Below are 12,542 nucleotides of genomic sequence, written 5' to 3' on the forward strand. Positions count from 1 at the left end.
TTCTAAACCCATTACCGCCAACCATTCATTAATTATTTCTTGGCATTCCTTAACTACCTTTAAATCTTCATGCAGGACTACAAAATCATCTGCATATCTGATTAGGGCTAAGGTTTGTTCATTTTTGGATTTATTTCCTTTCAGAGTTCTTGCATACTGTTTAACTCTTTCTTCCATACCATGTAAGGCTATGTTTGCTAATAACGGGGAAATTACACCTCCCTGTGGTGTACCTTCATGGGTAGGAAAAAGGTCTTTTCCATCCATTACTCCGCTCTTTAACCATGCTTTGATTTGTTGTCTTAGCTTGGGATAGGTTTGGAGTTTTGCCAACAGTTTTTGATGGTTTATTTTATCGAAGCATTTGGATATGTCAGCATCTAGCACATATTTAGGCTTTTTGTTGATGCTTGTGTATATTGCTCCGATGGCATCATGGGCTGAACGTGCTGGTCTAAAACCATAACTGTTAGGTTCAAACTTGGCTTCCCATTCTGGTTCTAACGCTAGTTTTACTAATGCTTGTAAAGCACGTTCATACAGGGTTGGAATTCCTAGAGGTCGCTTTTCGTCCGTGTTGGATTTGGGTATCCATACTCGGCGGGTTGGTTTTGATTTGTTGCCAAGTTTTAGGTTATTTGCAAGTGCCATTCTTTGTTTTGGTGTTAAGGATTTAACACCATCGATACCTGCGGTTTTCTTGCCTTGATTATCTTGGCTAACCCGTCGAACGGCTAGTAGTTTGGCGTGCCAGCTTTTTTGGAGTAGCCTTTGTAGTTTGTGGACTAATCTGACATTGCCTTGCTGACTGGCTTTGAATATTCTTTTTTGCAATTTAAAGACACATCTTTCAGCTTTTCGCCAGTTGATGTCCTTCCATTCATACATCGATTTTTCAACCGTGTTCATAACTTATTCGTTGCTACTTAAGACTATTCATTCCATTGAACAGTGTGTACGTCAGCTTATCCTTATCTATTACAGATAGGCTTTTGCTTCTTACACAATCCTTCCCAGACAAATCTTACGCTGGTTACTACTTAGATTTCGACCTCATCTAAGAGATTTGTAGGGGTTACTTCGTTCCCAATAATCGTATTTCTAACCTTAGTGTCTTCCTCTGTACCGAAGCTGTGTAGATGGTTCTGGTTAAACTCTACCTTTTTCCAGTACCTTAGCTTATTAACATTTTGTTGCCAGCCAATAATCTGCGTAGGCTGGATTACCGTGACGGTACTTATAACGGAAGTTCCTTTCGTACACATAGTTAGGTGCTAGACAGGATTTGATGTCAGATTCATCATTACTGCCGTTTAACCCCGCTTTTCCCACTTTGATGACCATTCTCCACAGGAAGGGGTTATGCTGTCACTCCACCATCTGGAGGGATGGGCTTTCACCATCACGGTTATTGAGTTGTCAAGGTTTATCACCTTGCCCTATCCACGTCTGTTGGACTTTTGATAGGAACGAATCGCACGGTAAAAACGGTAGCGGTAGGCTTTTTCTGTCATGTGTCACATCTTAGCATATAGCTTGTGAGAACCGCTATCGAAGAGGCGTTTCCTCCCGTCGCTAAAAGCGAGGGTCTCCACGCCAAATTCAGATGAAGACAATGCCTCAACTTTAAGGATAGCGGCAACTGAGGTGAATCGGTCTTAGCTATAATTTAGTTAAGGGTTTATCCTAAGTTTAGAAGGGCTTCTGACTCGAATTTTTACTGAATATTTACAATCTTACCCTCGAAAATTTACTAAACATTTACAAAACTCTCTTGTCAGACTTGATGAAAATTAACTACTCTGAGAAAGGAGAAGATTTCAGAAATTTAATTTAAACAGGCTTGATTGGAATTATAGATCGTTAATTTATTCCTCACTAGAACTGGAGAAAAAACAAGTGAAAATAGCACTTTTACTATTGATTGTTGTTATCTTGGCGATCATTTTACTCAACGCAATTGATAAATATTTTTTAACCTTTCGTCCCTATCAGCCTAAATCCTCTCAGTTCAAGCCAGAAAAACCTTGGATGGTTTCCCTGTTGAAACTGTTATTTTTGGGACTGGTTGTTCCGCTTTCCTACCTGAAGTTAGCTCTAGAAATTTACTTCAGCCCGGATCGTTCTAGCTCATCGGATCAGATTGTTTATACCCTTGAGAAACCCGCCTCGACTCAACCCTTGAATCAAAAGTTGAGCTAAGAGTGAACTACCTACACTGACCTGGCGGTAGAGTGTAGGCTTCCCAATTCATTGGGGATTGAAAAGTTAATCATCACTATCAGCTAAAATTTGTAGACGGATTCTCCCCTTTTGACCTTCTCCAATTTGAATTTCTAACACTTGACCTGCCAGTTGTTCTAGACAAGAAAGCAGCGATCGCAAATGAGGCGTACTCGCACCTGTATCGACATAGAGGCGATCGGCTAAACTCCCCACCCGCTTCCAGGTACTATGAAGTTTAACGATCGCTTGTTCGAGTTGAGTGGCTTGTTTAACCAAATCTGCCGCAGTGTTCAAACAACCAACTCGTAATGCTTCTTCTAGCGCCATTTCCACATCAACAGAAGATTGGTTGATCGCCTGTACTTGAGCGGCAGCATCGAGATATTTTGATAAATTTTTAGCTTCTGAAGTCAGATTTTTAATCGTATCAACATCGGGATTTTCGGTGATTTCCCGGCGAATTTCCGTGATATGAGACTCGGGTAATTTTTCCATCTCCCGCACCAGAGGCGCCAGATAACGAGTTGGCATCGCCCCGGCTGCGGCTTTTTCTCGCACTTCTTCCGGTAACAGATCTGAACTCATGGCAGTCCATTCATCGGACATCTGACGCACCTGACGCTTCGTAATGCGATCGCCATTGCAAGCCGCATCAGAGATCATTTGTTGGACTTGTGGGGGAGATTTTGCCGTCTCTACAAACGCTCGTTTACTAAAATTATTAATCGAGTCGGGGTTTAACTGACCTTGAGCCAGGAGAGTATCTGCACTGTTTGCCAGTTCAATTAAAGCATAGGCTTGACTTTTGCTGATTTCTCGGTCTTTGAGCCAATTGAGAAATCCCGTTCCCCGCCCTTCACCGCCCCGTTTTTCGCGATCGCGTACCGCCCGTAAAATCCGCCCCCGCCAAATTTCGGTTTGTAGATCAAAGCGATCGCAGACTTTCCAAGCGACATCGATCTGTCGTTCAAAGTCCGGTTCCGCAATTGCATCATCTTCAGGATCGGGGAGTTCAAACTTCAGATCGGTTAGCTCTTGTAGAACTTCAGCTAACTCATTGGGCGATTGGGGAATATCAGCCATCACGACTCCGCAGCGTTGGATCATTGCCGGATCATTATTACACGATTCGACCTCACTACCAACTCAGCTCTGTCGGTTGCGCTTTTAGCTGAACCTGTTTTTCGATTTTTTTCTCAAAGGATTGCACAAATTAGAAATCTTGTGCTACATTAAGAATTGGTATGGCGGGCGTAGCCAAGTGGTTAAGGCAGTGGATTGTGGTTCCACCATTCGTGGGTTCGAGTCCCATCGTTCGCCCTTTGTCGAATAAGAGATTTTAGATCATAATTTTTGTCTGGGTTTGATCTCTTGAGATTCAGCTTAACTTTGTAAGTTCTCGCTTGATATTTGCTTATTTTAGATAATTATTATAGCGGTGTGCGCTCGTATGAGGTACGAACCAGAAACCCGGTTTCTGCTAGAAACCGGGTTTCTACCCAATCGGTGTTGTACCTCACAGAACTGAAAACTGCTATAACATTTGAGCATAACAATAAGGGTTTCAAGTTATCTAACTGTATATTAATGAGCAGGCGGTAGGTTATGAGAAGATTGACCGGAAGGTAAATAGCGCTCGCCTCCGGCTAAGTTACGAAATTTGGTAAACTGAGGATCAAAGAGTAATTTAATGGTTCCTGTCGGCCCGTTGCGGTGTTTGGTAATAATCACTTCAGCAATTCCGCGATCGGGTGAATCCGGGTTATAATAATCATCTCGATACAGCATAATCACGAGATCGGCGTCTTGTTCGATCGATCCAGATTCCCTCAAATCGGACATCATGGGTCGTTTATTGGTACGAGATTCAACGCTGCGACTCAACTGTGAAAGCGCAATAACTGGAACATTTAATTCCCTGGCTAACCCTTTTAGCGATCGCGTAATTCTAGACAATTCTTGGACTCGATTCTCACTCCCCCCCTCCATTAATTGCAGATAATCAATTAAAACTAACCCCAGTGCGCCGCCCTGTTCCGCTTGTAAACGCCGCACCTTTGAACGCATTTCTGTTACCGTAATATTAGGCGTATCATCAATAAAAACAGGCAATTCTGATAAGGTTCCAATCGCCACCGTTAATGGTTCCCATTCACTCTGACTAATCCGCCCTGATCGAAGTCGATTACTTTCAATTTTTGCCTCACTAGAAAGCAGTCTTTGAACTAACTGATCCTTCGACATTTCCAAGCTAAAAATCGCGACAGGCAGCTTATGAATTTTGGCAATACTATAAGAAATATTTGTGCAAAGTGCGGTTTTTCCCATCGAAGGACGACCTGCAACAATAATTAAATCAGAGCGTTGAAATCCGCCCGTCATCGCGTCTAAATCATAAAAATTGCAATTTAAACCGGGAAGTGCAACGCCTTCGTGACGATCTTCGATATCCTGAAACGTATTAATCAGCGTCTCTGCGATAGAAATCAAATTTTGTTGCGGACGAACTTGAGTAATATTAAAAATCTTTTGTTCGGCTTGATCTAATACCTCTTCGATATCAATCGTTGTATCATAACCCAAATCAATGGTTTCATGTCCGGCTTGAATCAAATTGCGGCGCATGGCTTTTTCAATCACCAACAACGCATATTGATCAATATTCACCGCCGAAACTGTGCGATCTACCAGTTGTGCTAGCTTCATTTGTCCGCCCACTTCTTCTAAGTGATTGTGATCGGCTAGCCAAGTGGTAACGGTCATTAAATCAGTGGGTTTTCCCTGTAAATGTAAATTCAGGGTTGTGCGATAAATCGTTTGATGGGCTTTAATCGAAAAACAACTCGGATCTAACAATTCAGCCACACGACTAATCGCTTCAGGATCGAGGAGAATTCCCCCTAAAATAGCCTCTTCTGCTTCAACATTTTGGGGCGGTAGGCGATCGCTGGGAAGTTGAAAGTTAGATCGATTTGCCATAGTGGGGGATGAAGAAAACAACCCGTTATCAGCAGTTTCAGACGTTCATCGAGAACGCCTGATCACCGTTCAACTTAGTTAGAGACAACGTGAACTTCAACTTCGGCCGTGACTTCTGGATGAAGTTTGATTTGTGCTTTATAAAAGCCAATATGATTGATATCGGGTAACGTGATACCCCGACGATCAACTTCTTGGTTCGTCATCGCTTGAATGGCTTCTGCAAGTTCGCGATCGGTTACAGTCCCAAAAATCGCTTCATTTTCACCCACCTGTTTAGCGATGGTAAAACGACCAATGGTTTCTAATGCAGTTTTTTGGGCGATCGCTTCTTGCTTGAGTGCAATTTGTCGCTGACGTTCTTCTTCCCGACGACGTTCAACCTGCTTGAGAATGCCTGGAGTGGCTCGAACTGCCAAACTTCTCGGGAGAAGATAGTTCCGAGCATAACCAGGCGCCACTTCCACTAAATCTCCATTTTGCCCTAGTTTGCTGATGTCCTGTCTGAGAACGACTTGAACACGCTTTGCCATGATACTTCCTATAATCTTTTAACCCAAACACTCTATGATAGCGAGATTAGCGACGCGATCGCAAGATACATCAGAGAAAATTTTACAGCAACTTGAAAATCAAGCCTTCACTTTAACGGTCGGGCGTTTCAATCCCGCGAACGGGTTTCATTAATTGGAAAGACAAATTCATTTCTCTTTAAGAAAATGCGCTTTCTACAGTTTCAATCCCGCGAACGGGTTTCATTAATTGGAAAGCACTCTAGATCGTTGCTTTGGTTATGAGCGCAGCAGTTTCAATCCCGCGAACGGGTTTCATTAATTGGAAAGGGGAATATCAAGTTGAATGGCATATGCAAAGAAAAAGTTTCAATCCCGCGAACGGGTTTCATTAATTGGAAAGCAATGGATGGTCGCAAAATGGCTGTAGTTCAAGCGTTTCAATCCCGCGAACGGGTTTCATTAATTGGAAAGAAATGTAATCGCGTTGAATGGCACGATAGTGATCAGTTTCAATCCCGCGAACGGGTTTCATTAATTGGAAAGGGAAACAAATTGCTGGCAAAAAGAACTAGAAGCATAGTTTCAATCCCGCGAACGGGTTTCATTAATTGGAAAGCGGTACTGACAACTTTACCATTACAGCCACAGCAGTTTCAATCCCGCGAACGGGTTTCATTAATTGGAAAGTCCGTCAGGTTTATCAAGATGGTGATAAATATTTTGAGTTTCAATCCCGCGAACGGGTTTCATTAATTGGAAAGCACTTAATAGGATTCTAGATATATTCCTTTGCCCTATGTTTCAATCCCGCGAACGGGTTTCATTAATTGGAAAGAAATTAATCCAAGGCGTAACTAACAATTATCGTTGTTTCAATCCCGCGAACGGGTTTCATTAATTGGAAAGTCCCACGTTCTCTCGTCTGGCTGATATCGAAGCCGAGTTTCAATCCCGCGAACGGGTTTCATTAATTGGAAAGAAGTTAAGGACGTTTACCTTTGGCGGAGTAGCTGGATAGTTTCAATCCCGCGAACGGGTTTCATTAATTGGAAAGGTAGTCAGCCATATTTTTTTTGATTTGTATGTCAAGTTTCAATCCCGCGAACGGGTTTCATTAATTGGAAAGATTCCTTATAGTGCTGACAGTCACAAGGTATGACCCGTTTCAATCCCGCGAACGGGTTTCATTAATTGGAAAGTCCACACAGCAAGGATTCTAGCGATTCAGTTTTCAGTTTCAATCCCGCGAACGGGTTTCATTAATTGGAAAGCCTTAAGAGCCAAACTTACCAGTCCCATTCCTGATGCGTTTCAATCCCGCGAACGGGTTTCATTAATTGGAAAGGATTTAGCTCCATATATTGTGAGCAAGATTCCCAAGTTTCAATCCCGCGAACGGGTTTCATTAATTGGAAAGTGCAACGACAGATGAAGGAATCGCTAGTTTCCCGTTTCAATCCCGCGAACGGGTTTCATTAATTGGAAAGAAAAAATGAACAGTTAGCAGCTATTGACGGAGCCGTTTCAATCCCGCGAACGGGTTTCATTAATTGGAAAGGCGGAGAAAGCGATCGCATCAAACAGGAAGACAAGGGTTTCAATCCCGCGAACGGGTTTCATTAATTGGAAAGATCGCTGTGACCTCTCCGCCTGTGTAAACATACTGGTTTCAATCCCGCGAACGGGTTTCATTAATTGGAAAGGTCAATTATGGTATTTGTTATATATATTTCAATGGGTGTTTCAATCCCGCGAACGGGTTTCATTAATTGGAAAGGACTTTTTTAGGCAAACGGAATCAAGCGAAAATCATTAGTTTCAATCCCGCGAACGGGTTTCATTAATTGGAAAGAGCTTGTGTTAACTCACTACAAAATTAATGTTAACAGTTTCAATCCCGCGAACGGGTTTCATTAATTGGAAAGATGAGAATTGCTGGACTAGAGAAAGAAATTGCAAGTTTCAATCCCGCGAACGGGTTTCATTAATTGGAAAGGAAACTCAAAGATCGCGATTCTGTGTTACTGAGTCGTTTCAATCCCGCGAACGGGTTTCATTAATTGGAAAGTCAGAAAAACAGGTTGCCGCGTGTAAAAAGCTAAAAGTTTCAATCCCGCGAACGGGTTTCATTAATTGGAAAGGCGAAAAAAAACGACAGAGAGAAGCCTTAGAATGGTTTCAATCCCGCGAACGGGTTTCATTAATTGGAAAGTTTCTTGATTGTTGCTGGCTTAGTTTTGAGAGAGATTTGGTTTCAATCCCGCGAACGGGTTTCATTAATTGGAAAGTTAGAGGTTGCCAAGTCAGAAGCATTAGATATTATGTTTCAATCCCGCGAACGGGTTTCATTAATTGGAAAGAAAAACCGATCCAACGGTCGAAAGACCTGGTACAGAAGTATGTTTCAATCCCGCGAACGGGTTTCATTAATTGGAAAGTTAGGATAAGATCGCCGTCCCTAAACTCTTGTAACTGTTTCAATCCCGCGAACGGGTTTCATTAATTGGAAAGTAGGCAAGCTTTAATTTATTAGAGTTTATCTCCGGTTTCAATCCCGCGAACGGGTTTCATTAATTGGAAAGCAAGCTTAATCTTTCTAATGCCAATGGAAGCGATGTTTCAATCCCGCGAACGGGTTTCATTAATTGGAAAGATAGAGATTTGGGATGGGGAGACGGATGGGGAGATGTTTCAATCCCGCGAACGGGTTTCATTAATTGGAAAGTTTGATTGAACAAGATAAAACTAGGAGCATTGCTCGTTTCAATCCCGCGAACGGGTTTCATTAATTGGAAAGCGCCAGAAAAAATTTCAATGGGAATTAGAGAAGAAAGGTTTCAATCCCGCGAACGGGTTTCATTAATTGGAAAGTTGAGAAAAGAGACAATGCTTGGTGGGAAACATCTGTTTCAATCCCGCGAACGGGTTTCATTAATTGGAAAGTAGTCGCAGAGCGATCGCCGGACTCGAACCGGACAATCTCGTTTCAATCCCGCGAACGGGTTTCATTAATTGGAAAGACTGTGGCCTGAAAACCCGACTAAGAAAGGGTAAAACACCCGAAAATGACGGGAGAGATCCGACTGATGGATTTCAGCCTGTGGCCAACCCCAACCGGAGGTGAACAAAAACGCTAAAACTATTCAATTATCGAGGTTCTGGCGAATTGACGGGAGTACCGGGAAAAACGTGGGCGCTTCGACCCGTCAAAAATCCGCATAAACACACTATAAAACAATCGTCTGTTCCTGTCTAGGCTTTTGCGAACCATAGGTAATAGTACGCCGCACAGACCCCGCATCCAAGACATAAATCCGCACAGAATCTTCAGTAGGTTTAATCACCGCTTCGATTTTTTGCTGAAGTTTCACAAATTGTACCGCAGTCAGGAAACATTCAAACACGCTGTACTGTGTCCACTTTCCGTAGCCCATCAACAACTTATGTAGGCGGTTGCGGCGTTTATTGGCGGCTTTGTTGTCCTCAAGGTCATAAATCACCAGATAAAATAATGTATTCATCGGATTTTCAAGGGTTTATAAACAACATTTTCTTGAAGGTGACGGGCGAGTAAACGGGCTTGTAATTCTATGGCTCGACGGTAGGTGCAACGATAGCCAAACACGGGATGTTTAAACTCAGAATTTAGCTTGCGCTCAAAGGCTTCTAGAAAGATTTTTCGTCCGGCATCTTTCAGACGATAAGCCCCTAAACTTTCGCTAAAATCGGAGAGTTTTAGTTCTTTGTGACTCAATAAAGAGAGTAAAAAACTATCAGCAACCAATGGGCGAAATTCTTCTATTAAATCCAGAACCATTGCAGGTTGACCCCTTGTTGTTTCATGCAAATAGCCAATATAAGGATCTAATCCCGCAATGTGAACGGCAGCAGTGACTTGAATGCGAAGTAAACCATAAGCAAAGTTCATTAAAACATTCATGGGGTCGGATGGACTGCGATGATGGCGACCTTGAAAAGACCAGGGTTCGTCCAAAATATTCAGCCAACAAGCAAAATATTCACGGGCGGCTATTCCTTCTATTCCTCGCACTTGGTCGAGGGTTTTCTGCTCACAAACTTGTTTTTTTCGCAACTTCAACGGGTTATCTTTTTGTCCGTAACGATACAAAACTGAAGATTGATTATGTATCTTTCCGGCGACGATTATTTTGACTAATTCTAATCGTTTTTCTTCGTGACAATGAGTAGCATATTGCGCTAAACGAAGCTGACCATTACGGGAATATCCGGGGAGAGTTGTACCGATATATTTGCCATATTGAGAAAGATAATGCACGGGCATTCCCAATTCTAAAGCATAACTGAGGGCATCTCCGGTAATTTGAGGATTTCCCATTAAAACCACCTGTTCAACGGTTTGAGCGGCGACTGAATGTTTACTCCAGGTTCCATCTTCTTGTTTGAGAGAGACGATAAATGCCTCATATTTTTTGTTGAGAATTGCATCCGGTTGAGTGACGTATAAAACAGACATTTGAGTTCCTCCGATTGAATAAATAGGTTTAAAGTTCAACAGATTCTGTGGCAAGCCGACGCATTTCTTTCGGTAAACAAATTCCTTGTAAACTACAATCTCGGCATTTTTTATCGTGGGAAATGGGAGCAGGCATCGGTTGAGAATTTGCCGTCAGAGCCGCAGAAATTGCCGCTTCTGTTGCTTGACGTAATAGGGGAGTAAATTCAACGGTTTGACGGCGACGGTTGCTATGATAAAATATCTCCCCAAAAGCAATAGAGTTTTGGGTGATTTCTTCTAAACAAATTGCTGCGGCACAGAGTTGAAAATGGTCGTTTAAATGATGCGCCATCCGACCTTTTTTGTATTCAACAGGAATCAGTTGATTCTCTCGTTCTTCAACAGCATCGATAATTCCATGAACTTTTAAACGATGACTCCAGACCCATTGTTGTTGAAAAATGCGTGTTTCTCCTCGTTGAGATTCTCTTTCTTCGTTAATATGGCGATGCAAATGTTGACCCATCAAAATATGTTCATTTTCTGCCATTTCTCCGAGTTGATATTCTAGATAAAATCGCCGAGGGCAATATTCCCAAGCGTTCAAATAAGCCAGGGGTAAATAGTCTTCTGAGTTCATTGGTCTGTTGTCTCCTGATGTGGTAAGATTTTTGTTGATTTTTCCGGGGTTAAATTAGGGCGAAAACGCGCCTGTCCCATCCCCATTGCTGTTTTTCGACCCACGCCGGAAAAGAAAGCAAATTGAGCTAAAATCATGGCAATTTTCATCTGTTGGGAATTGTTAAAACGATATTTCACCCAACCTTGAGCGCCTATTTCTCCGCCTCCTTCCATTTTTAATGCGTAGGTTTTCAGTTCATAGGCGGATACTTTTCCTCGCCATTCTTGTGAGGGAAATTGTAAATTTTCCGGCGCAAATTGATTCCAACGTCGCTCTAAACTCCCAAAGACTAATTCGGGTAATAGAAAGGTTTGAATGTCATCTGTTTGTTTAAAGCTGGTTGGAGAGAGAAAATCTAGCGTTAAACTTTCACCAAAAGCGGGGGTTTGACTCAAGACTTCATAGGATGTAGAACCGGATAACCGATGGGTACCTGGAAGGGTATAAAGATGGCGAAAAACAAAGGGAAATTTTCCCAAAATTATCGGTTGATTTCCCCATTTTTCAATCCCACTCAGTAAGGGTTGAACGAGAGTATCATCGAGTAAGCTAATCCGAATTAAAAAGCGATCGCCTGCTTGATTTCCTTTGATGCGTCGGTTGCCAATTAATCCTGATAAACTAAAAGGTGATGACTGCATTTTGTGAATATTATCAGCGATTTCTGATGAGCTTAATTGCAACCAATTCATCACTTTACCGTGAATGGCTCTTGACAGCGTTGCAGGAATAATCCCATTATCGGCTGCTCCTAATTCTATTACCCAAGAATGCAGGGTTTTAGACTGTGTTGGCTCCATAAAATGCTCCAATTGGTAATGATAATTGTTCGGGAAGTTGTGGATACTGTTGGCGAAAATTTGTCCAAGATTCTTTCACAGATTGCCAATATTCGCCTTTAATTCTTGCCTGACTCACCAAACTAGATGGCGGCATAACAATTCGATTATAGAGGATCAGTTGAGTATTTGAGGGCAAATCTAACGGGTTTAGGGGATGAAGACAAGAATATTCTCCGTTGTTTTTTTGGAGGGTATTTTCGGGGATAGCAAGAAATTCTACCCTCACTTTTGCCGCCCATTTTCCTAACCGTATCCACCGAGGAATTTTTGCTTCAACTTCAGGCGGAGCGATAATATAAGTGCGGTATTGGCTACCGATAGCGAGTTCTTTTGCACGTCCATAATTAATCGGATAATTGCGTTCTGCACCTTTATCTCCAAACTGTTTTGAGCGACCATAATAGGTCGTTTGAGCCGCTTTAAACGTGTTAATTTGATAAGACCAATGCAAAGGTTGAGCGGGAAAAACATAGATTTTCGCTTGATTCAGATGAAGTAAATTCGCCTCAAAATTCCTGTTGAGATAGCTTGGAGTTTGGGCGTTTGTTCCGTGTAAACGGTAAACTTGAGGGATAATTTTAGGCGTAAACAGTGCAAAACTCAACGCCCAATTATGCAAGTATTTCTCAGTTTCATAGAGAATTCCCATTTCACGACTGGCAAAAAAAACGTTATCGTGAAGTGTTAATAGACAGTGATAGAGTGTCATTAGAAAAATGGTTTTAGGTTTGTTGAATTTCTCCCAACCCCGTTTTTAAGGCAGGGCCGTTTCGCTCGTCGGTAAACATTTGTTTAGAACCTCTCCCCCAACCCCTCTCTAT

Annotated in this window: 11 protein-coding genes, 1 tRNA gene and 1 CRISPR repeat array; of the genes, 2 read left to right on the forward strand and 10 right to left on the reverse strand. The window is 42.2% G+C overall.

Translation table 11 applies throughout. From position 1 onward, the window contains the following. Positions 1 to 909: reverse transcriptase domain-containing protein (locus WN50_RS19295; RefSeq protein WP_049560385.1), on the reverse strand; the 909-nt coding region annotated here is incomplete at its 3' end. A gap of 273 nt (positions 910 to 1,182) precedes the next feature. Next, entirely contained in the window at positions 1,183 to 1,344 is a 162-nt protein-coding gene (locus tag WN50_RS34745; RefSeq protein WP_160315408.1) for a hypothetical protein, read from the reverse strand. A 555-nt stretch (positions 1,345 to 1,899) separates the two neighbouring features. Between WN50_RS34745 and WN50_RS19305 the strand changes: the two genes are divergently transcribed. Continuing rightward, entirely contained in the window at positions 1,900 to 2,202 is a 303-nt protein-coding gene (locus WN50_RS19305) for a hypothetical protein (RefSeq protein ID WP_046278935.1), read from the forward strand. A gap of 66 nt (positions 2,203 to 2,268) precedes the next feature. Here the strand turns inward: WN50_RS19305 and WN50_RS19310 are convergent, their stop codons facing one another. Continuing rightward, positions 2,269 to 3,309 (reverse strand): hypothetical protein, encoded by a 1,041-nt coding sequence (locus WN50_RS19310; RefSeq protein ID WP_046278937.1) that lies wholly within the window; start codon positions 3,307 to 3,309, stop codon positions 2,269 to 2,271. 164 nt (positions 3,310 to 3,473) lie between these two features. Between WN50_RS19310 and WN50_RS19315 the strand changes: the two genes are divergently transcribed. After that, positions 3,474 to 3,546: transfer RNA gene (locus WN50_RS19315), tRNA-His, on the forward strand. A gap of 264 nt (positions 3,547 to 3,810) precedes the next feature. Here the strand turns inward: WN50_RS19315 and dnaB are convergent. The 7 genes from dnaB to cas5d all read right to left on the reverse strand — a co-directional run bounded on the left by dnaB (position 3,811) and on the right by cas5d (position 12,430). After that, the gene (gene dnaB / locus WN50_RS19320; RefSeq protein ID WP_046278934.1) at positions 3,811 to 5,205 is read right to left on the reverse strand and encodes a replicative DNA helicase; all 1,395 of its coding nucleotides are present in this window, start codon (positions 5,203 to 5,205) and stop codon (positions 3,811 to 3,813) included. A 74-nt stretch (positions 5,206 to 5,279) separates the two neighbouring features. After that, a complete protein-coding gene (gene rplI, locus WN50_RS19325) occupies positions 5,280 to 5,738 on the reverse strand; it encodes a 50S ribosomal protein L9 (protein WP_046278933.1) in 459 nt (152 codons plus the stop codon). Positions 5,739 to 5,863: 125 nt separating this feature from the next. Next, a CRISPR array of direct repeats spans positions 5,864 to 8,740; the repeat unit is 37 nt; unit sequence GTTTCAATCCCGCGAACGGGTTTCATTAATTGGAAAG. Positions 8,741 to 8,947: 207 nt separating this feature from the next. After that, positions 8,948 to 9,241, reverse strand: a complete 294-nt coding sequence (gene cas2, locus WN50_RS19330) for a CRISPR-associated endonuclease Cas2 (protein WP_046278932.1) — start codon at positions 9,239 to 9,241, stop codon at positions 8,948 to 8,950. Then, positions 9,238 to 10,215: a type I-D CRISPR-associated endonuclease Cas1d gene (gene cas1d / locus WN50_RS19335; protein WP_046278936.1), complete on the reverse strand. Its 978-nt coding sequence runs from the start codon at positions 10,213 to 10,215 to the stop codon at positions 9,238 to 9,240. The genes cas2 and cas1d overlap by 4 nt, the downstream gene beginning before the upstream one ends. Before the next feature lie 28 nt (positions 10,216 to 10,243). Beyond that, complete coding sequence (gene cas4, locus WN50_RS19340; protein ID WP_046278931.1) at positions 10,244 to 10,837, reverse strand: CRISPR-associated protein Cas4; 594 nt, start codon at positions 10,835 to 10,837, stop codon at positions 10,244 to 10,246. Beyond that, positions 10,834 to 11,679, reverse strand: a complete 846-nt coding sequence (gene cas6 / locus WN50_RS19345) for a CRISPR-associated endoribonuclease Cas6 (RefSeq protein WP_046278930.1) — start codon at positions 11,677 to 11,679, stop codon at positions 10,834 to 10,836. Before cas6 ends, cas4 begins: the two co-directional genes overlap by 4 nt. Further along, entirely contained in the window at positions 11,660 to 12,430 is a 771-nt protein-coding gene (cas5d, locus tag WN50_RS19350; RefSeq protein WP_046278929.1) for a type I-D CRISPR-associated protein Cas5/Csc1, read from the reverse strand. Before cas5d ends, cas6 begins: the two co-directional genes overlap by 20 nt. Positions 12,431 to 12,542: the final 112 nt, after the last annotated feature.

Source organism: Limnoraphis robusta CS-951 (genome assembly GCF_000972705.2).

Bases quoted from the DNA above. Each gene is read 5' to 3' on its own strand.
- cas6 (WP_046278930.1), bottom strand. From the start codon at position 11,679: ATGGAGCCAACACAGTCTAAAACCCTGCATTCTTGGGTAATAGAATTA.
- cas4 (WP_046278931.1), bottom strand. From the start codon at position 10,837: ATGAACTCAGAAGACTATTTACCCCTGGCTTATTTGAACGCTTGGGAA.
- dnaB (WP_046278934.1), bottom strand. From the start codon at position 5,205: ATGGCAAATCGATCTAACTTTCAACTTCCCAGCGATCGCCTACCGCCC.
- cas2 (WP_046278932.1), bottom strand. From the start codon at position 9,241: ATGAATACATTATTTTATCTGGTGATTTATGACCTTGAGGACAACAAA.
- cas1d (WP_046278936.1), bottom strand. From the start codon at position 10,215: ATGTCTGTTTTATACGTCACTCAACCGGATGCAATTCTCAACAAAAAA.
- cas5d (WP_046278929.1), bottom strand. From the start codon at position 12,430: ATGACACTCTATCACTGTCTATTAACACTTCACGATAACGTTTTTTTT.
- WN50_RS34745 (WP_160315408.1), bottom strand. From the start codon at position 1,344: ATGGTCATCAAAGTGGGAAAAGCGGGGTTAAACGGCAGTAATGATGAA.
- WN50_RS19310 (WP_046278937.1), bottom strand. From the start codon at position 3,309: ATGGCTGATATTCCCCAATCGCCCAATGAGTTAGCTGAAGTTCTACAA.
- rplI (WP_046278933.1), bottom strand. From the start codon at position 5,738: ATGGCAAAGCGTGTTCAAGTCGTTCTCAGACAGGACATCAGCAAACTA.